General features: G+C 70.8%; 24 protein-coding genes. 13 read left to right on the forward strand and 11 right to left on the reverse strand.

Features of this window, described 5'->3' with window-relative positions:
- The first annotated feature begins 48 nt into the window (after positions 1-48).
- The 6 genes from rpmJ to truA all read left to right on the forward strand — a co-directional run bounded on the left by rpmJ (position 49) and on the right by truA (position 3,920).
- A complete protein-coding gene (gene rpmJ, locus AB0P17_RS03170) occupies positions 49-162 on the forward strand; it encodes a 50S ribosomal protein L36 (RefSeq protein WP_003956441.1) in 114 nt (37 codons plus the stop codon).
- Between the two features lie 180 nt (positions 163-342).
- On the forward strand, positions 343-723 hold the full coding sequence (rpsM, locus tag AB0P17_RS03175; protein ID WP_114659649.1) for a 30S ribosomal protein S13: 381 nt from the start codon (positions 343-345) through the stop codon (positions 721-723).
- Between the two features lie 68 nt (positions 724-791).
- A complete protein-coding gene (gene rpsK, locus AB0P17_RS03180) occupies positions 792-1,196 on the forward strand; it encodes a 30S ribosomal protein S11 (RefSeq protein ID WP_003956432.1) in 405 nt (134 codons plus the stop codon).
- 132 nt (positions 1,197-1,328) lie between these two features.
- Complete coding sequence (locus AB0P17_RS03185; protein WP_003956430.1) at positions 1,329-2,351, forward strand: DNA-directed RNA polymerase subunit alpha; 1,023 nt, start codon at positions 1,329-1,331, stop codon at positions 2,349-2,351.
- An 82-nt stretch (positions 2,352-2,433) separates the two neighbouring features.
- A complete protein-coding gene (gene rplQ / locus AB0P17_RS03190; protein WP_365807077.1) occupies positions 2,434-2,928 on the forward strand; it encodes a 50S ribosomal protein L17 in 495 nt (164 codons plus the stop codon).
- 98 nt (positions 2,929-3,026) lie between these two features.
- Positions 3,027-3,920, forward strand: coding sequence for a tRNA pseudouridine(38-40) synthase TruA (gene truA / locus AB0P17_RS03195; protein ID WP_365807079.1), 894 nt, complete (start codon positions 3,027-3,029; stop codon positions 3,918-3,920).
- 223 nt (positions 3,921-4,143) lie between these two features.
- Here the strand turns inward: truA and AB0P17_RS03200 are convergent, their stop codons facing one another.
- Positions 4,144-7,131 carry a glycosyltransferase family A protein gene (locus AB0P17_RS03200; protein WP_365807081.1) on the reverse strand — a complete coding sequence of 996 codons (2,988 nt, stop codon included), beginning with the start codon at positions 7,129-7,131 and terminating at the stop codon, positions 4,144-4,146.
- Positions 7,132-7,196: 65 nt separating this feature from the next.
- On the reverse strand, positions 7,197-8,168 hold the full coding sequence (locus tag AB0P17_RS03205) for a hypothetical protein (protein ID WP_365807083.1): 972 nt from the start codon (positions 8,166-8,168) through the stop codon (positions 7,197-7,199).
- 108 nt (positions 8,169-8,276) lie between these two features.
- On the opposite strand from AB0P17_RS03205, the gene AB0P17_RS03210 reads away from it, so the two are divergent.
- The 4 genes from AB0P17_RS03210 (at position 8,277) to glmM (ending at position 12,892) form a co-directional block, all read left to right on the forward strand.
- On the forward strand, positions 8,277-9,923 hold the full coding sequence (locus AB0P17_RS03210) for an ATP-binding cassette domain-containing protein (protein ID WP_365807085.1): 1,647 nt from the start codon (positions 8,277-8,279) through the stop codon (positions 9,921-9,923).
- A 316-nt stretch (positions 9,924-10,239) separates the two neighbouring features.
- Positions 10,240-10,683 carry a 50S ribosomal protein L13 gene (rplM, locus tag AB0P17_RS03215; RefSeq protein ID WP_365636707.1) on the forward strand — a complete coding sequence of 148 codons (444 nt, stop codon included), beginning with the start codon at positions 10,240-10,242 and terminating at the stop codon, positions 10,681-10,683.
- Positions 10,684-10,725: 42 nt separating this feature from the next.
- Positions 10,726-11,253, forward strand: a complete 528-nt coding sequence (gene rpsI, locus AB0P17_RS03220; RefSeq protein ID WP_365807087.1) for a 30S ribosomal protein S9 — start codon at positions 10,726-10,728, stop codon at positions 11,251-11,253.
- A gap of 280 nt (positions 11,254-11,533) precedes the next feature.
- Positions 11,534-12,892: a phosphoglucosamine mutase gene (glmM, locus tag AB0P17_RS03225; RefSeq protein WP_365807089.1), complete on the forward strand. Its 1,359-nt coding sequence runs from the start codon at positions 11,534-11,536 to the stop codon at positions 12,890-12,892.
- 34 nt (positions 12,893-12,926) lie between these two features.
- Here the strand turns inward: glmM and AB0P17_RS03230 are convergent, their stop codons facing one another.
- Together AB0P17_RS03230 and AB0P17_RS03235 are read right to left on the reverse strand one after the other, a co-directional pair.
- Positions 12,927-13,559, reverse strand: a complete 633-nt coding sequence (locus AB0P17_RS03230; RefSeq protein WP_365807091.1) for a TetR/AcrR family transcriptional regulator — start codon at positions 13,557-13,559, stop codon at positions 12,927-12,929.
- A gap of 167 nt (positions 13,560-13,726) precedes the next feature.
- Entirely contained in the window at positions 13,727-14,626 is a 900-nt protein-coding gene (locus tag AB0P17_RS03235) for an NAD(P)-binding domain-containing protein (protein ID WP_365807092.1), read from the reverse strand.
- An 82-nt stretch (positions 14,627-14,708) separates the two neighbouring features.
- On the opposite strand from AB0P17_RS03235, the gene AB0P17_RS03240 reads away from it, so the two are divergent.
- The gene (locus tag AB0P17_RS03240) at positions 14,709-15,170 is read left to right on the forward strand and encodes a helix-turn-helix domain-containing protein (RefSeq protein WP_365807093.1); all 462 of its coding nucleotides are present in this window, start codon (positions 14,709-14,711) and stop codon (positions 15,168-15,170) included.
- On the opposite strand, the gene AB0P17_RS03245 is transcribed toward AB0P17_RS03240, so the two are convergent.
- From AB0P17_RS03245 to AB0P17_RS03265, 5 genes are all read right to left on the reverse strand, one after another.
- Positions 15,151-15,942: an ABC transporter permease gene (locus tag AB0P17_RS03245; protein WP_365807095.1), complete on the reverse strand. Its 792-nt coding sequence runs from the start codon at positions 15,940-15,942 to the stop codon at positions 15,151-15,153. The two genes, AB0P17_RS03240 and AB0P17_RS03245, sit on opposite strands and share 20 nt — an antisense overlap.
- Entirely contained in the window at positions 15,939-16,922 is a 984-nt protein-coding gene (locus AB0P17_RS03250) for an ATP-binding cassette domain-containing protein (protein WP_365807322.1), read from the reverse strand. Before AB0P17_RS03250 ends, AB0P17_RS03245 begins: the two co-directional genes overlap by 4 nt.
- 115 nt (positions 16,923-17,037) lie before the next feature.
- Positions 17,038-17,880: a DUF4097 family beta strand repeat-containing protein gene (locus AB0P17_RS03255; RefSeq protein ID WP_365807097.1), complete on the reverse strand. Its 843-nt coding sequence runs from the start codon at positions 17,878-17,880 to the stop codon at positions 17,038-17,040.
- 100 nt (positions 17,881-17,980) lie between these two features.
- A complete protein-coding gene (locus AB0P17_RS03260; protein WP_365807098.1) occupies positions 17,981-18,499 on the reverse strand; it encodes a hypothetical protein in 519 nt (172 codons plus the stop codon).
- A 591-nt stretch (positions 18,500-19,090) separates the two neighbouring features.
- On the reverse strand, positions 19,091-19,582 hold the full coding sequence (locus tag AB0P17_RS03265; RefSeq protein WP_365807100.1) for an ATP-binding protein: 492 nt from the start codon (positions 19,580-19,582) through the stop codon (positions 19,091-19,093).
- Positions 19,583-19,842: 260 nt separating this feature from the next.
- On the opposite strand from AB0P17_RS03265, the gene AB0P17_RS03270 reads away from it, so the two are divergent.
- Together AB0P17_RS03270 and AB0P17_RS03275 are read left to right on the forward strand one after the other, a co-directional pair.
- Positions 19,843-20,709: a helix-turn-helix transcriptional regulator gene (locus AB0P17_RS03270; RefSeq protein ID WP_365807102.1), complete on the forward strand. Its 867-nt coding sequence runs from the start codon at positions 19,843-19,845 to the stop codon at positions 20,707-20,709.
- 2 nt (positions 20,710-20,711) lie between these two features.
- Positions 20,712-20,927 (forward strand): DUF397 domain-containing protein, encoded by a 216-nt coding sequence (locus AB0P17_RS03275; protein ID WP_365807104.1) that lies wholly within the window; start codon positions 20,712-20,714, stop codon positions 20,925-20,927.
- A 60-nt stretch (positions 20,928-20,987) separates the two neighbouring features.
- On the opposite strand, the gene AB0P17_RS03280 is transcribed toward AB0P17_RS03275, so the two are convergent.
- Positions 20,988-21,923 (reverse strand): DUF389 domain-containing protein, encoded by a 936-nt coding sequence (locus AB0P17_RS03280; RefSeq protein WP_365807105.1) that lies wholly within the window; start codon positions 21,921-21,923, stop codon positions 20,988-20,990.
- Between the two features lie 81 nt (positions 21,924-22,004).
- The gene (gene coaA / locus AB0P17_RS03285) at positions 22,005-23,009 is read right to left on the reverse strand and encodes a type I pantothenate kinase (RefSeq protein ID WP_365807324.1); all 1,005 of its coding nucleotides are present in this window, start codon (positions 23,007-23,009) and stop codon (positions 22,005-22,007) included.
- Positions 23,010-23,120: the final 111 nt, after the last annotated feature.

The raw sequence follows: 23,120 nt of genomic DNA on the forward strand, positions 1-23,120 counted from the left end.
ACGTCCCCTCACCGGGGCGTGTGCACTGACCCGGAGAACCTCAATCCCATGAAGGTCAAGCCGAGCGTCAAGAAGATCTGCGACAAGTGCAAGGTGATCCGCCGTCACGGCCGGGTCATGGTCATCTGCGACAACCTGCGCCACAAGCAGCGCCAGGGCTGACGCAAGACCCCGCACCTCGCAGTACTTCGCGCGACGCGAGCAAACGTAATGACGCAGTGTCCGGCTCCCCGCGAGGGGACCGACACCTCCGGCGGAGGCCGGAGACCCGGACCGTACGGACCCCGTACGGCGGCCGGGACAGACACTGCGGTAGACCTCCGACATCATCAGGAGCCATGAATGGCACGCCTCGCAGGCGTTGACCTCCCGCGCGACAAGCGCGTCGAGGTCGCCCTCACCTACGTCTTCGGTATCGGGCGCACCCGGTCCAAGGAGACCCTCGCCGCCGTCGGCGTCGACGCCAACGTCCGCGTCCGCGACCTTGCCGAGGAAGACCTCGTCAAGATCCGCGAGTACGTCGACGCCAACCTCAAGACCGAGGGTGACCTCCGTCGCGAGATCGCCGCCGACATCCGCCGCAAGGTCGAGATCGGCTGCTACCAGGGTCTGCGTCACCGCCGCGGCCTGCCGGTGCACGGTCAGCGCACCAGCACGAACGCTCGTACCCGCAAGGGTCCGCGTCGCGCCATCGCCGGTAAGAAGAAGCCGGGCAAGAAGTAGTCCTCAGCGGACGCTCATCAGCGGTCTTCGCTGTAGGACCGACCACCTCCACCGCAGGAGTTTAAGGAATGCCTCCTAAGGGCCGTCAGGGTGCAGCCAAGAAGGTGCGCCGCAAGGAAAAGAAGAACGTCGCTCACGGGCACGCCCACATCAAGAGCACGTTCAACAACACGATCGTCTCGATCACGGACCCCTCGGGCAACGTGATCTCCTGGGCCTCCGCCGGCCACGTCGGCTTCAAGGGCTCGCGCAAGTCCACCCCCTTCGCCGCGCAGATGGCCGCCGAGTCGGCCGCCCGCCGCGCGCAGGAGCACGGCATGCGCAAGGTCGACGTCTTCGTCAAGGGTCCCGGCTCCGGCCGTGAGACCGCGATCCGCTCGCTCCAGGCCACCGGCCTGGAGGTGGGCTCGATCCAGGACGTCACCCCCACCCCGCACAACGGCTGCCGCCCCCCCAAGCGGAGGCGCGTCTGACTTCAGGTGCGTTACGCATCTGTGGTTGATGTGGGATATGGGCGGCTCGGCGCTTTCGCGCCGTGCCGCCCGTACTCTTGAGAGTATTGATGGACGTCAAATAGCGGGCGTCCCCAACTGAAGGATCGCACCATGCTGATTGCTCAGCGCCCCTCGTTGACCGAAGAGGTCGTCGACGAATACCGCTCCCGGTTCGTGATCGAGCCGCTGGAGCCGGGCTTCGGCTACACCCTCGGCAACTCTCTCCGCCGTACGCTCCTCTCCTCGATCCCCGGTGCCGCCGTCACCAGCATCCGGATCGACGGGGTCCTGCACGAGTTCACCACCGTGCCGGGCGTCAAGGAGGACGTCACCGACCTCATCCTCAACATCAAGCAGCTCGTCGTCTCCTCGGAGCACGACGAGCCGGTCGTGATGTACCTGCGCAAGCAGGGTCCCGGCCTGGTCACGGCCGCCGACATCGCCCCGCCGGCCGGTGTCGAGGTGCACAACCCGGACCTCGTCCTGGCCACGCTGAACGGCAAGGGCAAGCTGGAGATGGAGCTGACCGTCGAGCGCGGTCGCGGCTACGTCTCCGCCGTCCAGAACAAGCAGGTCGGCCAGGAGATCGGCCGTATCCCGGTCGACTCCATCTACTCGCCGGTGCTCAAGGTCACGTACAAGGTCGAGGCGACCCGTGTCGAGCAGCGCACCGACTTCGACAAGCTGATCGTCGACGTCGAGACCAAGCAGGCCATGCGGCCGCGCGACGCCATGGCGTCCGCCGGTAAGACGCTGGTCGAGCTGTTCGGCCTGGCGCGCGAGCTGAACATCGACGCCGAGGGCATCGACATGGGCCCGTCGCCGACGGACGCCGCGCTCGCCGCCGATCTCGCCCTGCCGATCGAGGAGCTGGAGCTCACCGTTCGGTCGTACAACTGCCTCAAGCGTGAGGGCATCCACTCCGTGGGTGAGCTCGTGGCGCGCTCCGAGGCGGACCTGCTCGACATCCGCAACTTCGGCGCCAAGTCGATCGACGAGGTCAAGGCGAAGCTGGCCGGCATGGGCCTCGCGCTCAAGGACAGCCCGCCCGGATTCGACCCGACCGCCGCCGCGGACGCCTTCGGCGCCGACGACGACGCGGACGCGGGCTTCGTGGAGACCGAGCAGTACTGATTTTCGCTTCCGCGGGGCGACCGCCTCGCGGGAACTGACACCGGTACCTGATACGGCCGGTGCAGACACAAGGAGAAACACCATGCCGCAGCCCACCAAGGGTGCCCGTCTGGGCGGCAGCGCCGCGCACGAGAAGCTGCTCCTCGCGAACCTCGCGAAGTCGCTCTTCGAGCACGGCCGCATCACCACGACCGAGGCCAAGGCCCGCCGCCTGCGTCCGGTCGCGGAGCGCTTCATCACCAAGGCGAAGAAGGGCGACATCCACAACCGTCGCCTGGTGCTGCAGTCGATCACGGACAAGAGCGTCGTCCACACGCTCTTCACCGAGATCGCGCCGCGGTACGAGAACCGCCCCGGTGGTTACACCCGCATCACCAAGATCGGCAACCGTCGTGGCGACAACGCCCCGATGGCGGTCATCGAGCTGGTCGAGGCGCTGACCGTGGCGCAGGAGGCCACCGGTGAGGCCGAGGCCGCGACGAAGCGCGCGGTCAAGGAAGACGCCCTCAAGAAGGACGAGGCTCCGGCCGAGACCGTCGAGGACGCCAAGCCCGACGCCGAGGCCAAGGACGCCTGAGTCCCGCTGTCGGCTGTACGGACGGGTCCGCTCCCCCAGGGGGGCGGACCCGTTCCGTTTGGAGCGGATCGGGTGGAGAGGAACGGACAGAGGTGCAGGTGAGCGAGAACCTCAGGAGCGCGGCGGACCCCGAGGGCCCGGCGGCCGGTCACGTACGGGTACGGCTGGACCTGTCGTACGACGGCAAGGACTTCTCCGGCTGGGCCAGGCAGCGCACCCGGCGCACCGTCCAGGGCGAGATCGAGGACGCGCTCCGTACGGTGACGCGCTCCTCGCGGACGTACGACCTGACCGTGGCCGGGCGCACCGACGCGGGCGTGCACGCGCGCGGGCAGGTCGCCCATGTGGATCTTCCGCTGGACGTCTGGGAGGAGCACGAGGAGCGGCTGCTGCGGCGGCTCGCCGGGCGGCTCCCGCACGACGTACGGGTGTGGCGGGTCGCGGAGGCGCCGGCCGGCTTCAACGCGCGCTTCTCGGCGGTCTGGCGGCGGTACGCGTACCGCGTCACCGACCACCCCGGGGGCGTCGACCCGCTGCTGCGCGGCCATGTGCTGTGGCACGACTGGCCGCTGGACGTGGCGGCGATGAACGCGGCGTCGGCCGGGCTGCTCGGCGAGCACGACTTCGCCGCGTACTGCAAGCGGCGCGAGGGCGCGACGACCATCCGTACGCTCCAGCGGCTGGAATGGGTGCGGGACGCGAGAGGGGTCGTCACCGCGACCGTGCGGGCCGACGCCTTCTGCCACAACATGGTGCGCTCGCTGGTCGGCGCGCTGCTCTTCGTGGGCGACGGCCACCGGCCCGTGGAGTGGCCGGCGAAGGTCCTGGCGGCGGGCGTACGGGACTCGGCGGTGCATGTCGTACGGCCGCACGGGCTGACGCTGGAGGAGGTCGGCTACCCGGCCGACGAGCTGCTGGCCGCCCGCAACCGCGAGGCCCGCAACAAGCGGACGCTGGGCGGGGCCACGGGCGGCGGATGCGCGGGCTGCTAGGGCCTCTCGTTTGGATCATGCTGGGCTCGCGTGCCCTGGCACCGCGCCTCGCGGCGTTGTCGTCAGTCATCCCCAAGGTCTCGGCTTCGCTCGACCAGGGGAGACCCCATCCGCTCCTGCGTCGCCTCCCTCCTCCGCCTTGCGATCCACGGCACCAGACCCCGCTCCCTGATCCAGCCTGATCCAAACGAAAGACCCTAGCGCCTGACGCGAACGGAAGACCCTAGGCGCGATGCGTTGCGCCGCGTAGCCGGTGGGTCACCCGGTGCAGCAGTATGCGGGTCCTGGGGGCGGCCGGCCGGGGTGTGGTCACGCGGAAGGACAGGTCCTGGCCGGGTGTGGTCCGGTACGGGGTGACCCCGTCGGCCGTCGGCAGCTCCTCGGGCAGGTCGGGGGTGCGGTGCGCGCCGAGCCGGGCCGTCTTCGTCCAGCCGAGCGCGGTGAGGCGTACGGAGGCGTCCCAGACGCCGTCGCGCAGGCCGGCCGCGGCGAGGGGCGCCGTGCCCGTGATGCTCAGCCCGCTGCCCCCGGTGTAGGCGACGGTGGACTCCGTGGGCAGCCGGTGTTCCTTGCCGGTCCCGCGGTCGCGCAGGACGAGGACGGCCGACGCCCGGTCGGGGTGTGCGCTCCTGGTGAGCGGTTCGCGGGCGAACCGTTCACGCAGGGGCCGGGAGAGTCCCACCGGGGCCAGCGACCGCCGCGCCTCTCCGTCCGGCAGCGTGACGTCCAACGGGCCCTCGGCCGCGTGCAGGTGCGCGGTGAAGGTGATCCGGAGCACCCCGTCGTCCCGGCGGGTCACCCGGTCCAGGCGGGCACGGCAGCCGATCGAGGTCTCCCAGCGCGCCAGCGTCACCAGCTCGGCCAGGAGGCCGTCGGCGATCAGACCGGCCGCGACCCGGCGCTCGACGGGCAGCCCCGCGACGGCGGTGGGGGAGACACCGTCCCTGACGACCTCCCGGATCGCGTCGAACAGCGCGCTCCGCGCGGAGTCGTCCAGGGCCGGCAGCGCGCTCCCGGTCAGCGGGCCCAGCAGCTCCAGGCGCAGCCAGCGCCGGTGCAGCCGGTCACGGGCCGCGCCCGGCCCGGTGCGGGCGTCGGCCCTGGCCATGACCGCGCGCAGCGCCGGGTAGAACGCGCCGGGCGGGACGGCGGGGCCGTCCGGAGCCGGGCCGTAGCGGTAGCAGACATAGCTGCCGAGGACCGCGGTGCGGCTCGCCAGGAGGGTCGCCTCGGCGGTGAAAGCCTGCTCGGCCAGGCTCTCCCGGCCGCCGGTGCCCGCCTCCGGAGCCGCCGCCCCGAAGCGCAGCCCGTGCTCGGCCAGGAACGCCCGGTCGAAGAGCTTGTCCGCGCCGAGGCTGTCGGCCAGCGGGTCCTTGGCGAGGGTCGCCCGGGGCCGGTCCCGGGCGAAGAGCGCCCGCGGGACGGGTCTGCCCCGGCCCGCGGGCTTTCCCGCGACGATGTCGGCGTCGTGCTCGACGCCGTACGCGTACAGCCGCTCCAGCGCCTCGGTGCCCAGTTCGGTGCCGGGCTCCAGGAAGAGGACGTACGCGCCGGTCGCGCCGGCGAGCCCGGTGTCGCGCTCCTCGGCCCTGATCACCTCGAAGGCGCCCCGGGGCAGGGTCTGGGCGGCCAGGGAGTCGAGGGTTGCGCGTACGGCGTCCTCGGCGGCGCCCGCCGTCCGTACGACGACGCTGACCTGGAGGCCGGCCGGGGGCGGGTCCGTACGCCGTACGGTCAGGGGCCGGCCCTCGGCGTCGAGCACGGTCGCGTAGCGGTCGAATCCGGCGCCGCTGAGCCGTACCCGTACCTCCCACGCGCCGTCGTCCAGCGGGCGGCCGCCCGCGGCGCGCAGCGGGTCCACGGCGAAGGCGCCGTGGACGACGGGGCGGACCAGGACCGTACCGTCGTGATCCTCGGAGGCATTGGCGGCCCCGGCGGCCTCCTGCTCCTCCAGGGTGAGTGAGGTCTCGCGTGCCACCGGCCAGACGTGGGCGCTTTCCGTGTGCCGCAGCAGCACGTCCGCCTTGAACGTCCCCAGCGCGTCGGTCACGTCGACGGGTTCCGCCAGCACCCCGTCGGTCAGGGACGGGGCGAGGAAGTACCGCTCGCCGCGCCGGGCCAGCAACAGCCCCGGGCCGCCCGGGTGTTCCTCGAAGCGGGCGGTGAAGGACGCCTTGAGGCGGCCCCGGTTCCAGTGGGTGGGCCCGGCGGCGCAGTGGGCCCGCAGTCGGCTCTGGCGCCGGGTGAACTCCGTCAGTTCCGCGGGTCTGTTGGCGCGTAACAGCGTCGAGCGGACGCGGTGCAGGACCGGCAGCCCGTCGTGCACGCCGTCCGTCATGAACTCGTCGGCCAGCTCCCGTACGGCGTCGAACGGGTCGTCCCGGAACGGCGGGTCGTTCGGCAGGCCCTCGGGCTCCACCCCGAGCCGGTGCAGCATCTCGACCCGGTAGAAGCGGCGCAGCAGCCGGTCGCGGGCGGGGCCCGGCTCCGTACCCGCGACGACGGTGGCGAGGATCTGGCGCAGGTTGCGGTAGAAGCCGCGCGGGTCGATGGCCGCGGTACCGGCGTTCTCGGCGTCGTCGCGGGCCCAGTACGTGTAGCAGACGTAGTCGCCGAGGACGGAGACGACGGACGCCTTGAGGTAGGCGCGGGCCATGAAGAGCTGGTCCTCCAGGATCCAGGGCCCTTCGGGGTGCACGATGCCGTGTTCGCGCAGGAACGCGGTGCGGAACATCTTGTGCGGGGTGAGGCTGTCGATGAGCGGCGCGTCCCACACGGTGCAGGACTCGCGCGTACGGCTCATCAGGCCGTACGGGACGCCCCTGGCGCGGAAGTTGCTCGCGACCTTGCCGATGAGGATGTCGGAGCCGTTGCGCTCGGCCATCGCGTACAGCCGCTCCAGCGCCTCGGGCGCCAGCCGGTCGTCGTGGTCGGCGAACTGCACGTACGCGCCGTTCGCCCGTGCCACGCCGACGTTGCGGGGGCGGCCGGGCCAGCCCGAGTTGGGGAGGGAGACGGTGTGGAAGTGGGGGTGTTCGGCCGCGAGGGCGGCGAGGCGCGCCGGGGTCCCGTCGGTCGAGCCGTCGTCGACGAAGAGGACCTCGAACGCGTCGCGCGGCATGGTCTGCCGGAGCAGCGAGTCGACGAGCGGCTCGATGTGGGGTCCCGAGTTGTAGGTCGGTACCACCACTGTGATCTTGACGGCCGTCACCGGCCCACCCCCATGGTCAACCTGTGCAGTTTTCGTGAAACATACCCAGGTGAACGCGGGAGGGGCTACTGAGTTACGGGCTCCGTGGCCGCCGCCGAGGCCTGGGCCTGGCCCCGGCCGAGGATCTGACGGAAGGTGAACTCGGCGACGTCGTCACCGATCGTGTAGACGTCCTCGTCGGTCTTGGCGACGTCCTTGCCGCTGGTGAAGCCGCCGACGGTGAAGTAGACGTACCTGCCGTACGAGTTGGTGGTCTTGCGGCAGACCGAGGGCGCCCGGCAGAAGGTGTCGACCCCGGAGCCGGAGAGCGAGGCGATGCCGCCCTGCGCCTGGTCCTTGGCCTTCAGCGCCTGGGCCTCCCGCTCGAAGACGGCGACGCCGACCGTGACGGCGACGCCGTCCTTGTGGTACGTGGCGCGGATGACCTGGTCGCAGCTGTTCGACGCGAGTACGGAGCCCAGCGCGCCCTGTGTGGCGGCGGCGCAGTTGGTGGTGACGGTCGTGGCGGCCTTGAGGTAGACGCGGTCGCCCATGGCCAGCTTCTTGCCGGGGAACAGGGTGTCCTCGCTGAGCGGGGCCTTGTCCTTGTCGGCGCTGGATATGAAGTCCTTCGGGTCCGCGGGCGGCAGCGGCGCGGCCGACGGGAAGGACGGGACGGGGTCGGCGTTCTGGTTCGGCACGTCGTTGCCGGGGGTGGGGAGTTGACCCGAGGCGTTCTCCGTGCCGCCGGCCCCGTTGCCGCCGCCGCCGTTCATCGACACGACGGCCGTCGCGACGATCGCGGCGACGGCGCCGGTGGCGAGCACCCCGCCGCCGACCAGCAGCCAGCGCTTGCGTCGGCCGCGGGCGGCGGACGCGTCGGCCAGCGCCGCCCAGTCGGGTGTCTGTGTGCCGTAGGAGTCGCGTTCCGGGGGCTCGTACGGGTCCTGGTGTCCGTACCCGCCCCGCGCCTGCTGTGACCCGTAAGGATCCTGGTCCGGTGAACCGGGGTCGCCCCACGAAGGGCCCGGCCCCCCCTGCCCATGCCCAAAGCTCATGCCGCGCAGTTTAAGCCCCGCGGGGCGTCGCGCGCGCCCGCGTGCCGCCGGTTCCGGGCCCGGCCCCGGACGCAAACGGTTTGGGCTCCGGGCCCACCTGCGCCGACAATGCGGGGCATGGGACATCTAGAGGCCGCGCACCTGGAGTACTACCTCCCCGACGGGCGGGTGCTGCTCGCCGACGCGTCGTTCCGCGTCGCGGAAGGCGGCGTCGTCGCCCTCGTGGGGGCCAACGGCGCGGGGAAGACCACCCTGTTGCGGATGATCGCGGGAGAGCTGCAGCCGGGCGCCGGGACGGTGACCGTGAGCGGCGGCCTGGGGGTGATGTCGCAGTTCGTGGGGTCGGTACGGGACGACGGCACGGGACGCGACGAGCGTACGGTGCGTGACCTGCTGGTCTCGGTCGCGCAGCCCCGGATCAGGGAGGCCGCGGAGGCCGTCGACCGGGCCGAGCACGCGATCATGACCGTCGACGACGAGGCCGCGCAGATGGCGTACGCGCAGGCGCTGAGCGACTGGGCGGAGGCGCGCGGCTACGAGGCGGAGACGCTCTGGGACATGTGCACGACGGCGGCGCTCGGCATCCCGTACGACAAGGCCCAGTTCCGGGCGCTGCGCACGCTCAGCGGCGGCGAGCAGAAGCGGCTGGTGCTGGAGGCGCTGCTGCGCGGCCCCGACGAGGTGCTCCTGCTCGACGAGCCGGACAACTATCTGGACGTCCCGGGCAAGCGCTGGCTGGAGGAGAAGCTGAAGGAGACCCGCAAGACGGTCCTCTTCATCTCCCACGACCGCGAGCTGCTGGCCACGGCGGCCGAGAAGATCGTCAGCGTGGAGCCGGGCCCCGGCGGCTCCGACGTGTGGGTGCACGGCGCCGGGTTCGGCACGTACCACGAGGCGCGGCGGGAGCGCTTCGCGCGGTTCGAGGAGCTGAAGCGGCGCTGGGAGGAGAAGCACGCGCAGCTCAAGCGGCTGGTGATCAATCTGCGGCAGGCGGCCTCGGTCAGCCACGAGATGGCGTCCCGGTACGCGGCGGCTCAGACCCGGCTGCGGAAGTTCGAGGAGGCGGGGCCGCCGCCGGAGCCGCCGCGCGAGCAGGAGATCACGATGCGGCTGCGCGGCGGCCGTACCGGCGTACGGGCCGTGACCTGCACGGACCTGGAGCTGACCGGCCTGATGAAGCCGTTCTCGCTGGAGGTCTTCTACGGCGAGCGGGTGGCCGTACTCGGCTCGAACGGCTCCGGGAAGTCGCACTTCCTGCGGCTGCTGGCCGGCGAGGACGTCCGGCACGGCGGGGAGTGGAAGCTCGGCGCGCGGGTCGTGCCGGGGCACTTCGCGCAGACGCACGCCCACCCGGAGCTGATGGGGCGGGCGCTCGTCGACATCCTGTGGACCGAGCACGCGAAGGACCGGGGCGGCGCGATGAGCGTGCTGCGCCGGTACGAGCTGGAGCGCCAGGGCGACCAGCCCTTCGACAAGCTCTCCGGCGGCCAGCAGGCGCGCTTCCAGATCCTGCTCCTGGAGCTGGCGGGGACGACGGCGCTGCTGCTGGACGAGCCGACGGACAACCTGGACCTGGAGTCGGCGGAGGCGCTCCAGGAGGGTCTGGAGGCGTACGAGGGGACGGTGCTGGCGGTGACGCACGACCGCTGGTTCGCTCGTTCGTTCGACCGGTACCTGGTCTTCGGCTCGGACGGGGTCGTACGGGAGACGTCGGAGCCGGTGTGGGACGAGCGCCGGGTGGTGCGGGCGCGGTAGCGGGGCGGCCCGGGGGCGGCAGGCGGGGCGGGGGTGGCCGCCGGGTGGGGTGCGCGGGCCCGTGGGCCCCGTTTTGACCCGTACGGGGCGGCGGCGGTATTCTGCTGGTTCGTTATGCGTATTGGCTTGGTCGTTCTCACGCGAGGGGCCCTTACGCCGGTTCACCGGGCCGATGGACAGCGGCAGGTGCACGGGTTGCGTCCCCGTCGTACCGCCAGGGCTGTCGTGATCGTCCGGGTGGCCTTGTCAGGACCCGTCCCACATCCCCTCGCGGGCTGCGGGAACCTCATCACTGAAGAAGCGAAGGCATACGACCGTGCGTACGTACAGCCCCAAGCCCGGCGATGTGACGCGCCAGTGGCACATCATCGACGCGCAGGACATCGTCCTGGGCCGTCTGGCGACCACCGCCGCCAACCTTCTGCGCGGCAAGCACAAGCCGATCTACGCGCCGCACGTTGACACCGGTGACTTCGTCATCATCATCAACGCGGACAAGGTGCACCTGTCCGGCAACAAGAAGACCCAGAAGATGGCGTACCGCCACTCCGGCTACCCGGGTGGTCTGCGTTCCGTCCGCTACGACGAGCTGATGGCGAAGAACCCCGAGAAGGCCGTCGAGAAGGCCATCAAGGGCATGATCCCCAAGAACTCCCTGGGCCGTCAGATGATCTCCAAGCTGAAGGTCTACTCGGGCGACCAGCACCCGCACGCTGCCCAGCAGCCGGTGCCGTTCGAGATCACCCAGGTCGCGCAGTAGTTCCGGCCACCCCCTAAGACGAAAAGAAATCTGAGGAGCATCGTGGCCGAGACCACTGCAGAGACCCCCGTCGAAGGCGCCGAGGCCGAAGAGACCTTCGACGCCGTGACGACGTTCGAGTCGGAGGTGCCCCTGGAGGGCGAGTACACCTCCGAGTCGCTCGCGGGCCGCTTCGGCGACCCGCAGCCGGCGGCCGGCCTGGGCCGTCGCAAGAACGCCATCGCCCGCGTCCGGATCGTCCCGGGCACCGGCAAGTGGAAGATCAACGGTCGCACCCTTGAGGACTACTTCCCCAACAAGGTGCACCAGCAGGCTGTCAACGAGCCCTTCAAGGTGCTTGAGCTCGACAACCGCTACGACGTCATCGCCCGTATCTCGGGTGGCGGCGTCTCCGGCCAGGCCGGCGCGCTGCGCCTCGGCGTGGCCCGTTCGCTGAACGAGGCGGACGTGGACAACAACCGCGCCACGCTGAAGAAGGCCGGCTTCCTGAGCCGCGACGACCGTGCGGTCGAGCGCAAGAAGGCCGGTCTCAAGAAGGCCCGCAAGGCGCCGCAGTACAGCAAGCGCTAAATCGCGCTCGGCCTGTTCAGGCTGTTCACAGCCTTTCGGCCTACCGAACGCCCCGGCGGCACTCCGTGCCGCCGGGGCGTTCGTTTATCGCGAGCCTCGGGCGTATAACAGCATGCAGGGTGCATGAGCGTGCATCCGATGCTCAATGGCTTTACGCGGGTGTTCAGGGTTTCGCGTTTTCGGATCATTTTCGGATCGCTTGCGTTTTCGCTTGCGTTCTCGGAGCGCTTTCGTTCGGGGTGGCACTGGCGCTGCTCCGGCGTTTCTCGGAGGGAGAGCTGTGGGACGACTCTTCGGTACGGATGGCGTGCGCGGTGTCGCCAACGCCGATCTGACGGCTGAGCTGGCGCTCGGCCTGTCGGTCGCGGCGGCGCACGTGCTCGGTGAGGTGGGGACCTTCGAGGGACACCGGCCCACGGCCGTGGTCGGCCGGGATCCCCGGGCCTCGGGCGAGTTCCTGGAGGCCGCCGTGGTGGCGGGTCTCGCGAGCGCGGGCGTGGACGTCCTGCGCGTCGGTGTGCTGCCCACCCCCGCGGTGGCGTATCTCACCGGTGTGCTGGGCGCCGACCTCGGCGTGATGCTCTCCGCGAGTCACAACGCCATGCCCGACAACGGCATCAAGTTCTTCGCGCGGGGCGGGCACAAGCTCGCGGACGAGCTGGAGGACCGTATCGAGACGGTGTACGAGCAGCACAGCACCGGCGAGCCGTGGGCGCGGCCGACCGGTGCCGGCGTCGGTCGGGTCCGTACGTACGACGAAGGTTTCGATCAGTACGTGGCACACCTGATCGCCGTGCTGCCCAACCGGCTCGACGGCCTCAAGGTCGTCCTGGACGAGGCGCACGGCGCCGCGGCCCGCGTCTCGCCCGAGGCGTTCGCCCGCGCGGGTGCCGAGGTCATCACGATCGGCGCGGAGCCGGACGGCCTCAACATCAACGACGGCTGCGGCTCCACCCACCTCGGCCTGCTGAAGGCGGCGGTCGTCGAGCACGGCGCGGACTTCGGCATCGCCCACGACGGCGACGCGGACCGCTGCCTCGCCGTGGACGGCACGGGCCAGGAGGTCGACGGTGACCAGATCCTCGCCGTACTGGCCCTCGCGATGCGCGAGGCGGGCACCCTGCGGGGCGACGCCGTGGTCGGCACGGTCATGTCGAACCTCGGCTTCAAGATGGCCATGGAGCGCGAGGGGATCCGCCTCGTCGAGACGGCGGTCGGCGACCGATACGTCCTCGAATCCATGAAGGAGCACGGCTACGCCCTCGGTGGCGAGCAGTCGGGCCATGTCATCGTCCTCGACCACGCCACGACCGGCGACGGCACGCTGACCGGCCTGATGCTGGCGGCCCGCGTCGCCGCGACCGGCCGGGCGCTCGCCGACCTGGCGGGCGTCATGCGCCGGCTGCCGCAGGTGCTGATCAACGTCCCCGACGTCGACAAGTCACGGGTGACGACCTCGGCGGAACTGGCCTCGGCGGTGACCGAGGCGGAACGCGACCTGGGCACCACGGGCCGCGTCCTGCTCCGCCCCTCGGGCACGGAACCGCTGGTACGGGTCATGGTCGAGGCGGCCGACATCGAACAGGCCCGCACGGTCGCGGGCCGCCTCGCGGACGCGGTGAAGGCGGCGCTGGGGTAACCGGGGCGGGGGAAGTGAAGCGGGCAGTGCCGGCTCAGCCGCTCGGCTGGGCCGGGCCCGTGGCCGGTGGCCAGCTCCGCAGGGCCATGTCGGCCACCTGCTGGAGGTCGTCGCGCGTGGCGCCGCCGGCGGCCTGGACGGCGATGCCGTTCGCCACGGTCATGAGGTAACGGGCGAGTACCCCGGGGTCGGTGCCCGGGGGCAGGTCGCCCTCCTCGACGGCGCGCCGGAGCCGGTCGCGGAGGAACGAGGTGTGCTCGTTGCGCCAGGCGGCGAGGTCGTCGCGGGCGTTGCGACCCGGGGTGCCGGCGGCGAGGGACCCTTGGACGCCGAGACATCCGGTGGGGCAGCCGGGGCGGGTGGTGGCCCGGACGGAGCCGTTCAGGAACGCGGTGGCCACCTGGCGCGCGGTCGGCTCCCGCACGGCACGCGCTCCGTACGAGGCGGGGCCCTCGGTGTAGCGCTCCAGAGCCTTGCGGAACAGGTCCTCCTTGTTGCCGAAGGCCGCGTACATGCTGGTGCGGGTGATGCCCATGGCCTTGGTCAGGTCGGTGAGGCTGGCTCCTTCGTAGCCCTGTTCCCAGAAGACCCGCATGGCCTGTTCAAGGGCTTGCTCGGTGTCGAAGCCTCTCGGCCGGCCGATCGGCGCCTTCTGTCGTGTCTCCATGCAGGGGATCGTACCCCTTTTGTACTGGTCGGTGCGGAAGGTGTCGCGGCCTCGTTCAGTATCGATGGTTCTTTTATTTGTGCAGGTCAGGTGGATGAGGCGGCGTTCGGGTATGACCGCCTGCGGCCCTGGCCGCTCGGCCGGGCTGTCCGGCCGAGTGCCTCGGGTCAGCGTGGTTGTCGGATGCCGTCGATGATGCGGGTCCAGTTGTCGCCGCCGTGTCCGTCCTCGATCGCGCGCCGGTAGTGGGCCTGTACGGCCAGGGGGAGCGCGGGGTCGAGGCCGAGGGAGGTGCTGGTCTCGACGATGTGGTCGGACGTGGCGCCCATCATGGTGACCGTGCTGAGGTCGCCGGGGTGCTCTCCGGCGTCCAGCGCCGCGCCCGGGGTTTCCTCGCCTGCGCGCAGGATGGCGCCGGTCGAGTCGGCGGAGGCGAGCAGCTCCGGCAGGGCGTCCCTGGCGTTCATGCCCGCGGTGCCCAGCATCGCGGTGGCGTGCATCAGGGCGGACAGGGTGGTGAGGAACACTGTGAGCTGGGCCTGGTACATCATCTGGGCCAGGCCAGGGTCCCCGCCCAGATACCTCGGTGTGCCGAGGTGCGCCAGCACCGCTCGGTGGTCCTCCATCGCCTCATCGGAGCCGCTGTAGTAGACGTACGCCGCCTCCGTACCGACCATCGGCGCCGGGACCATGACACCGCCGGTGAGGAAGGCGGCGCCGTGGCCGGCCGCCCAGGTCGCTGCCTCGCGGGTGCGGTCGGGGGTGTCCGAGCTGAGGTTGACGAGCGCCCGGCCGGTGAGCGAGGCGGTGGCGGGGTCGAGGATGTCGTACATCGCCCGGTAGTCGGTGAGGCTGAGGATCACGAGGTCGCTCGCTCCGACCGCCTCGCGGGGTGTCGCCGCGAGCCGTGCCCCGTCGGCGACGACGCCGTCGGCCCGGTCGGCGGTGCGGTTCCAGACGGTGACCGGGTGGCCCGCGCCGAGGAGGGTACGGGTCATCGCCCGGCCCATCGGGCCCAGCCCGATCACGGTGACGGCGCTCTTCTGCTGTTCGTGTCGTTCGTTCACCTCTCCATGCTCGAAGAGCCCCGCTATTCTCGGAAGTACCCACTATTTACTGCGGTACTTACCTTTTAGTAAGGGGGCGGCGATGGCCAGGGCGCCGAGGAACGGGCCGTACATCTGCGGCATCGACGCCGGGCTCGACGTGGTGAGCGGCAAGTGGAAGGGGCTGATCCTGTGGGAGCTGGACGCCTATGGGGTACGCCGCTTCGCCGAACTCCGGCGCGGGCTGCCGGGCGTGAGCGAGAAGATGCTGACCCAGCACCTGCGGGAGATGGAGGAGGACGGTCTCGTTCACCGGAAGGTCTACGCCCAGGTGCCGCCCCGGGTGGAGTACTCCCTGACCGAGCACGGGCACACCCTCAACCAGGCGCTCGGACCGCTCGGGGCCTGGGGAGTCGAGCGGATACGTCGTGAGGGCGCCGAGGTGGTCGACGTGGCCGGGAACCTCGCAGACGTGGCCGGGACCTCGCACAACGAGCGGCTCGCCCCACCGGAGTGGGACGAGCCGCCGGCCGATCCCGCGTCCGCTACTTCGGGTCGCGGTTGAAGAGCGACGTGGACCAGAGGTAGCCGAGCACGGAGAGGGCCAGGCACCAGGCCACCGCGAGCCACCCGTTGTGGCCGATCTCGGTGCCGAGCAGCAGTCCGCGCAGGGTCTCGATGGCGGGGGTGAACGGCTGGTACTCGGCGATCGGCCGGAACCAGCCCGGCATCGCGTCGACCGGGACGAACGCGCTGGAGAGGAGCGGCAGGACCATCAGCGGCATGGCGTTGTTGCTGGCCGCCTCGACGTTCGGGCTGGACAGTCCCATCCCGACCGCGATCCAGGTGAGCGCCAGGGAGACGAGCGCCAGCAGGCCGACGGCCAGGATCCACTCCAGGGCGGTGGCGTCCGTGGTCCGGAACCCGATGGCCACGGCGACCGCCCCGACCACGACCACGCTCATCACACACTGCAGCACACTGCCGACGACATGCCCGATGAGTACGGAACCGCGGTGGATCGCCATCGTACGGAAGCGGGCGATGATGCCCTCGGTCATGTCCATCGAGACGGACACCGCGCTGCCGATCGTGCTGCCGCCGATGGTCAGCATCAGGATGCCGGGGACGAGATACGCGAGATACGCCGACCGGTCCGCCCCGCCGCTCCCGATGCCCGCGCTCATCACGTCGCCGAAGATGTAGACGAAGAGCAGGAGCAGCATGACCGGGGTGAGCAGCAGGTTCAGGGTGAGGGAGGGGTAGCGCCGGGCGTGCAGGAGGTTGCGGCGCAGCATCGTGTTCGAGTCGCGTACGGCGAGGGAGAGGGTGCTCATCGGACTGCCTCCTTGGGCTGGCCAGGAACGGTGGTGCCGGTCAGGGCGAAGAACACGTCGTCGAGGTCGGGGGTGTGGACGGTGAGTTCGTCTGCCTCGATGCCGGCGGTGTCCAGCCGGTCGAGGATGGCGCGCAGGGCGTGCTGGCTGCCGTCGCTGGGGATCTGGAGGGACAGCGCCTCGTCGTCCCGGGTGATGTCGTGGAGTGCGGTGGCGGCGGTGCGGTAGGCGGAGGGGTCGGAGAAGCGGAGTCGTACGTGACCGCCGGGGATGAGCCGTTTCAGCTCGTCGGCGGTGCCCTCGGCGGCGATCGTGCCGTTGTTCAGTACCGCGATGCGGTCGGCGAGTTCGTCGGCCTCCTCCAGGTACTGGGTGGTGAGGAAGACGGTGACGCCGCCGGAGACCAGTTCGCGGATGATCTGCCACATGCTGTGGCGGCTGCGCGGGTCGAGGCCGGTGGTCGGCTCGTCGAGGAAGATGATGCGCGGGCCGCCGACGAGGGTCATGGCGATGTCGAGGCGGCGCTTCATGCCGCCGGAGTAGGTGGAGGCGGGCTTCTTCGCGGCCTCCACCAGGTCGAAGCGCTCCAGCAGTTCGGCGGTGGTACGGCGTCCCTCGCTGCGGGAGAGGTGGTGCAGGTCGGCCATGAGGAGCATGTTCTCCTCGCCGGTGATCAGGCCGTCGACGGCGGAGAACTGTCCGGTGACGCCGATCGCGGCGCGTACCCCGTCCGGTGCGGTGGCGATGTCGTGGCCCGCGACCTGGGCTTGGCCGCCGTCGGCGGTGATGAGCGTCGAAAGGATCTTCACCACGGTGGTCTTGCCGGCGCCGTTGGGCCCGAGCAGCGCGAACACGGACCCGGCCGGGATGTGCAGATCGATGCCGTCGAGGACGGTCTTGTCCCCGTACGACTTGCGCAGACCGGCGGCGGAGACGGCGGCCGGCGACGGGTGGTCGCCGTCCTGGATGGATGTGGGCATGACAGATGAAGGCATGGAGCCCTCCTGTGTTAAGGGTGGGATGACATGGGCTGCGCGCGTGCGGGAGCGGGGGAGCGGGGGAGTGGAGGAACAGGGGAGTGCGCGGGGCCGGCGCTCAGTCCCGGGCGCGGCGGATGTCGATGTTGCCGTGCCGGGTACGGGCGCGGACCTTGACGGTGTCCTCGGTCTGCTCCGGGGTGTCGGACGAGGTGAGCGAGTTGCGCACCTGGCCGGAGCCCGAGCTGACGTCGAGCCAGGCGGCGGTGCCCTGGCGGATGCCGACCTCGATGGCTCCGTACGAGGTCTCCAACTGGACGGTGCCGCGGGCCACTTCGCTCACCCGCAGGGTGCCGTGGGCGGTGGTGGCGGTGACCGAGTCCTCGGCGCGCGCGATGTCGATGTCGCCGTTGGCGCCGCTGACCCGCAGCTCACCGGTGGCGGCGCCGACGGTCGTGGTGCCGTGCGAGTTCTTCAGCACGGCGGAGCCGTCGACGAGGCCGACGCGCAGGCTGCCGGAGCTGGTGGTGATCTCGGCCGGGCCCTCGACCCGGTCCACGGTGATCGAGCCGTGCGACGCCTTCAGGTGCAGCGGGCCGGTGGTGTCGAGGCGGACGTCGCCGGACGAGGTCTTCACGCGGACCTCGCCGAGCCGGCCCTCGCCGAGCACCTGGGTCCAGGCGCCGGTCATGTCGACGCGCGAGCCCGCGGGCAGTTCGACCGTCACGTCGACGGTGCCGGTGCGGCCGAGCAGATTGGGCTTGGGCGTCCTGACGGTCAGCACCCCGCTCGCGTACGTGACCTCGGTCTGCTCGGCCGTCCGCAGGTCCAGGTCCCGCTTCGGGTCGCGGGGGCGCACCTCGACGACGGTGTCGACGCGGTCGCCCGCGGTGAACTGGATGGAGCCGGCTTCCACATGTGCGGTGGTGGAGATCGCCAGGGGAGTGTCGAAAGAAGGCATGGCTGTCCCGTCCTCTTGGGTCTTCGGGGCGTCCCCGCTGGTGGGGACGTGATGTGGATGAAGTGATGCGTGCGGCGGGGCGCGGGGTACGGGGTGCCGGCTAGCGCACCCACCCCGTGAAGCTCTGTCCGATGGCGCGGGTCTTCTCCGTCGTACGGGGCCGCGTACCGCCGTCGACCGCGGCCGACACGGCCCGCACCAGCCAGGCGTTGACCGACAGGCCCTCCCGGCCCGCGGCCTCCTCGGCGCGCGCCTTGAGGTGGGCCGGCAGACGCAGATTGACGCGGGCGGTGCCCCCTTCGTCGCCGTCGGCCGGGGCCGGGGCGCTGAGCGGTTCGACGGGCGCGGTGGCCGCTTCCGTGGTGCCGCCGTCGGCGGGCGGTGGTGTCACCACGAAGTCGGGGTCGAGCCCGCGCAGCCGTACATCGACCGAGCCGGGGGCCAGCTCGCGGGTGATCTCGTCCATCGCGGCGGAGAGCACATTGAGCATGGTCAGCCGGGTCGCCGACTCCAGCGGAGCGGTGAGCCGCTCGGCCAGTTCGCGGGCGTCTTCGCCGCCGGCCTCGGCGGCCACCGCGAGTTCGCGGCGGAGGGTGTCGACATACGGGGTGAGGTCCATGACGCCATCATGGCACCGTTGTGGCGCCACGCGCAAGCCTGAATGGCATCGTTCGTGGGTGCATGTGGTGCCACCCTCGTTCACCTGCGGAAACGTAGGAAGGGTGGGGTGGATCGTGGTGGCGGAGTACGTACTCGTGCTCCGTGGCAGGCATGAAATGGCACCGGATGGCACCACACGGCACCGTGTGGCGCCATCCGGTGCCATGCGGGGGATGTGCAGCTGCCGTGCGCCCCGCAGGGCGAACCGTCCCGCGCGTCCGGTCGCGGTCCCGGCGGGCTGTATCCGTATCCCAGCCCCAGGGCGGCGAGCAGTGCGGCGATCGCCAGGCAGGTCATGGTGGCGTCCAGCAGTGCCCGACGCGGGTCCGGCGGGGCGGTGTGCGGGTGAGGCCTCACCGTGGGGCGTCCTCGCGGGGCGGGCACTCGGGTACGCACACCCACAGCCGGAAGACGAAACCCCGGTACCGCGCCTCTCCGAGCACGCGCCCCCTGGGCCCCAGCCGGCGCTCGCACCGTACGCACTCGATGGCCATCTGCTGCCGTGCCGTCAGCCGTGCCGGATCAGGGAGTTGGTCTCCCGGCCGCCCGCTCACTCCCCGCCGCCCGAGTCGGTGCGCAGCTCCACCCACACCTGCTTTCCCCACCGCAGGACCTCCGTCCCCCACCGGTCGGCCAGCGCCTGGACCACGACGAGGCCGCGCCCGTCCTCCGCGCTGTCGTCCACGGTCCGGGGCGCGGGCGCGGTCCGTGACTTGTCGACGACGGCCACCCGGACCCGCCCCGGCTCGGGCAGCGAGACCAGCACGCGCACGAGATGGCTGCCGCTGTGCCGGACGGAGTTGCCGATCAGCTCGGACACGACCAGCGCGGCGCTGTCCGTGAGCCCCGGCAACCCCCAAGCGGTACACGCGGCGCTCACCAGCAGCCGGGCCCGGCGTGCCGACTCGGGGGCGCAGGGCATGGTCTGGCTGTAGGCGGGATGTCCGAGGGGGGAGGGAAGAACGGCGCCGGGTTCCATGGCGGTCTTTATGCGGGGGCTCTGGGCGGGGCGGCGCATGGGGTTGGTGGGGGGAAGCGACATGGGAGTCTCCCGGCGGCGGTTCTGGTGCTTGGGCGCACGCGCCTGAGGTGGCAACGCACGCGCCGGTTACCGTTGGTGATGGAGCGGTAACTCCATTCAGCGTGGGGTGTGGCCTAGCGGCGAGCAACTTGGTGCGGGAATTCCGCGCTAATTGGTATATGCGATCGAACGGGGTAAAGCCTGTGCAAGCGGGACTTGAGGCGTGACACTCGTAACACGCCCTGTGATGAGGCAGGCTTGACCGCCAAGGAGGCACGCTCGTGGCAGCACCCACAGGACCGACGGTCCGGCGCATTCAACTCGGTTACGAGCTGAAGCGGTTACGGGAAAAGGCCGGATTCACCCTGGCTCAGGCGGTGGAGGGGTTGACGTTCTCTCCGTCCAAGCTGCACCGCACGGAGGGCGGGGCGACTGGTCTGCCCAAGGTGCAGGACCTGCGGGACCTGCTCGATCGGTACGGCGTCCACGACGAGGAGGACGTGAATTTCCTGGTGGAAGTTCACCGGGACTCGCTCAACCGGGGGTGGTGGTCCACCTATCGCAGCGTCCTGCCGTCGGGCATGGGGATGTACATCGGCCTGGAGAGTGGTGCCCGCAGCAGTCGCACCTGGCAACCACACGTGGTCTTCGGTCTCTTGCAGACCGAACGCTACGCACGGGAGATGTTCCTCAACGCGAAGCCGGTCGACGAGACGACAACCGAGTTCGTGGAGCGCCACATCGAGATCCGTATGGGGCGGAAGGAAGCTCTGACCCGTAGGGAAAGCCCGCTGGAGTTGTGGTCCATCCTGGACGAGGCCGCCCTGCGCAGGGTGGTGGGCAGTCCGGAGGTAATGCGTGAGCAGTACGAGGAGATTGTCAACCTCACTCGGGGCGACAACGTCACGGTCCAGATCCTGCCAATGAGTTCGGCGACTTACCGGACCGGGACCGACTTCAGTCTGCTCGATCTCGGAAGTTCACTGCCCACGATTGTCGAAGTGGACGGCCATGGTGGTGGCCCGACCCTCAGTGACAAGGACACCAACATCTGGTCCTTCACCCGCAAGTTCGACGCCCTGCGTGCGGGCGCCCTTGCCCCGAGTGAGACGCCCGCCTTCCTGCAACGACTAGCACGGGAGATCTGACGATGACTCACCGCACAGCACTCGGAGTCGCCCCCGAGGAAGCCTGGTTCAAGTCTTCCTACAGCAATAACGAGGGTGGTGTATGCGTCGAGGTCGCCGACCTCACCCCCACCGCCCAGGTGGGCGTCCGCGATTCCAAGCACAAGGCCGGCCCCGCGCTCGTCGTCCCGGCCGCCGCCTGGGCCGCGTTTGTCGCGGGTGCCCGGTCCGGTTTCTGACATGGCAGGCGGGCCGCCCCGTCGGGCGGCCCGCCTGGTCCGGTGCCGTCGCCGTGCGGGTCAGCGGCCGTCCCGGAGCCGCGTCGCCGCCCAGAACGCCTTCTGCGCGAGCAGCGTGAGCGTTCCGGCGGCGACGATGCCCGCCAGGTTCAGCAGGAGCTGGCCGGTGGAGCCCCAGACCTGGCCGAAGTCGCCGTAGCCGAGGGCGACCGCCGCGTTGGCCGCCGCCGGGACCGTCGTCACGGAGATGGCGACGCCGACCAGCGCGCCCGACTTCGCCGAGGTCAGCGAGAGCATGCCCGCCGCGCCCGCGAGCGCCGCGACCACCAGCGAGAAGAGGTCGGGGTTCCAGATGAACGAGGTGTTCGGGCGGTCCGCCTCCAGCATTGACTCGGAGAAGAGCCCGAAGCCGTCCATCATCAGGCCGAACACCGTTGTCAGCGCCATGGCCACCGCGAACCCGACGAGCACCGCCACCAGCGAGCGCCACGCCAGGCGCGGGGCGCGCTGGACCAGCGCCGTACAGATGCCCGCCAGCGGGCCGAACTCCGGGCCCACCGCCATCGCGCCGACGATCAGGATCGCGTTGTCGAGCACCACACCGCACGCCGCGATCATCGTCGCGAGGGTGAGGAACGCCAGATAGGTGACCGAGAGGGTGGACTCCTCGTGTGTCACGTCCTCCAGATGCTCCCACAGCACGGCGTCGGCCCCCTCGCCCGGCGCCGCCTTCTCCGCCTCGTCGCCGCGCTTCGAGAGCGACAGATGGACGTCCTCCACGGAGATCGAACCGAACTCGTCGGCCCCGAGGCGGCACAGCTCCGAGATCAGCTCGTCGCCCGCCTCGCGCGCCACGTCGCACAGGATCAGGTCCCCGTGCGGGTCGCGTGCCGCGCCGGGGACGACGGCGAGATGCGCGGTGCCGACGGTGGACTCGACGGCCCGTACCACCTCGTCGGTACGGTCGGCCGGTACGAGCAGACGCAGATGCAGCACGTCGGCCGCTCCTCAGGTGCTGGATGGGGCAGGTCAGAGTATGCGCGGGTCGGAATTTGCGCGGGTCGGAGTGTGCGCGGGTCAGAGTTTGCGCAGGGAGAGCCGCTGGACCTTGTGGTCCTGGTCCTTGCGCAGGACCAGGGTGGCGCGGCCCCGGGTGGGTGCCACGTTCTCCAGCAGGTTGGGCTTGTTGATGGTCCGCCAGGTCGTACGGGCGTACTCCAGGGCCTCCTCCTCGGAGACCTGGGTGTACTTCCTGAAGTACGACGACGGGTCCTGGAACGCCGTCTCGCGGAGCTTGCGGAACCGGTTCAGGTACCAGCTCTCGATGTCCTCGGGCCGCGCGTCGACGTACACGCTGAAGTCGAAGTAGTCGGCGAGCGCCACCCGCGTCCTGCCGTCCTTGCCGGGCAGCGCGGGCTGGAGGACGTTCAGCCCCTCCACGATGAGGATGTCGGGGCGCCGTACGGTGAGCAGTTCGCCGGGGACGATGTCGTAGATGAGGTGCGAGTAGACGGGCGCGGTGACCTCGTCCTTGCCCGCCTTGATGTCCGCGACGAAGCGGGTGAGGGCCCGCCGGTCGAACGACTCCGGGAACCCCTTGCGCGACATCAGCCCGCGCGCCTGCAACTCCCTCATCGGGTACAGGAAGCCGTCGGTGGTGACCAGTTCGACCCGCGGGTGCTCCGGCCAGCGGGCCAGCATCGCCTGGAGGAGCCGCGCCACGGTCGACTTGCCCACGGCCACGCTCCCCGCGACCCCTATCACGAACGGGGTGCCGCGCTGCGCGCCGTGCCCGTTGCCCGCGTCCCCGAGGAAGGTGTTGAGGGCGCCGCGCAGCCCGGCGGTGGCCTGCACGTACAGGTTGAGCAGCCGGGAGAGCGGGAGGTAGACGTCCCGTACCTCGTCCAGGTCGATGACGTCCCCGAGCCCGCGCAGCCGCTCGACCTCCTCGGCGGTCAGCGGCAGCGGCGTCCTGTCGCGCAGCGCGCTCCACTCGGCCCGGCTGAGGTCGACGTAGGGGGTCGGCCCGTGGTCGGTCCGGCGGGCGGGGCCCCGTGGCGGCGGTGACGTCGGCGTGGTGATCACCCGGCCATTGTCCGGGGCGCGCGGAGGCGCGCGGGAGTCCGCCGGGGGTGGGGTCGGTCACGTGGCGTGTACGCGAGGTCCCCGCGCACCGGTGCGCGGTCTGCGACG

It is taken from the genome of Streptomyces sp. NPDC088124, assembly GCF_040685895.1.
Lineage (GTDB): Bacteria > Actinomycetota > Actinomycetes > Streptomycetales > Streptomycetaceae > Streptomyces.

What these genes read in the sequence shown, in the direction of transcription:
- AB0P17_RS03240 (WP_365807093.1), top strand. Translation starts at nt 14,709, where the DNA reads ATGGCCAGGGCGCCGAGGAACGGGCCGTACATCTGCGGCATCGACGCC.
- AB0P17_RS03245 (WP_365807095.1), bottom strand. Translation starts at nt 15,942, where the DNA reads ATGAGCACCCTCTCCCTCGCCGTACGCGACTCGAACACGATGCTGCGC.
- rplQ (WP_365807077.1), top strand. Translation starts at nt 2,434, where the DNA reads ATGCCGCAGCCCACCAAGGGTGCCCGTCTGGGCGGCAGCGCCGCGCAC.
- AB0P17_RS03275 (WP_365807104.1), top strand. Translation starts at nt 20,712, where the DNA reads ATGACTCACCGCACAGCACTCGGAGTCGCCCCCGAGGAAGCCTGGTTC.
- rpsK (WP_003956432.1), top strand. Translation starts at nt 792, where the DNA reads ATGCCTCCTAAGGGCCGTCAGGGTGCAGCCAAGAAGGTGCGCCGCAAG.
- AB0P17_RS03265 (WP_365807100.1), bottom strand. Translation starts at nt 19,582, where the DNA reads ATGTCGCTTCCCCCCACCAACCCCATGCGCCGCCCCGCCCAGAGCCCC.
- rpmJ (WP_003956441.1), top strand. Translation starts at nt 49, where the DNA reads ATGAAGGTCAAGCCGAGCGTCAAGAAGATCTGCGACAAGTGCAAGGTG.
- rpsM (WP_114659649.1), top strand. Translation starts at nt 343, where the DNA reads ATGGCACGCCTCGCAGGCGTTGACCTCCCGCGCGACAAGCGCGTCGAG.
- AB0P17_RS03255 (WP_365807097.1), bottom strand. Translation starts at nt 17,880, where the DNA reads ATGCCTTCTTTCGACACTCCCCTGGCGATCTCCACCACCGCACATGTG.
- AB0P17_RS03230 (WP_365807091.1), bottom strand. Translation starts at nt 13,559, where the DNA reads ATGGAGACACGACAGAAGGCGCCGATCGGCCGGCCGAGAGGCTTCGAC.
- AB0P17_RS03250 (WP_365807322.1), bottom strand. Translation starts at nt 16,922, where the DNA reads ATGCCCACATCCATCCAGGACGGCGACCACCCGTCGCCGGCCGCCGTC.
- AB0P17_RS03185 (WP_003956430.1), top strand. Translation starts at nt 1,329, where the DNA reads ATGCTGATTGCTCAGCGCCCCTCGTTGACCGAAGAGGTCGTCGACGAA.
- AB0P17_RS03205 (WP_365807083.1), bottom strand. Translation starts at nt 8,168, where the DNA reads ATGAGCTTTGGGCATGGGCAGGGGGGGCCGGGCCCTTCGTGGGGCGAC.
- AB0P17_RS03260 (WP_365807098.1), bottom strand. Translation starts at nt 18,499, where the DNA reads ATGGACCTCACCCCGTATGTCGACACCCTCCGCCGCGAACTCGCGGTG.
- AB0P17_RS03210 (WP_365807085.1), top strand. Translation starts at nt 8,277, where the DNA reads ATGCGGGGCATGGGACATCTAGAGGCCGCGCACCTGGAGTACTACCTC.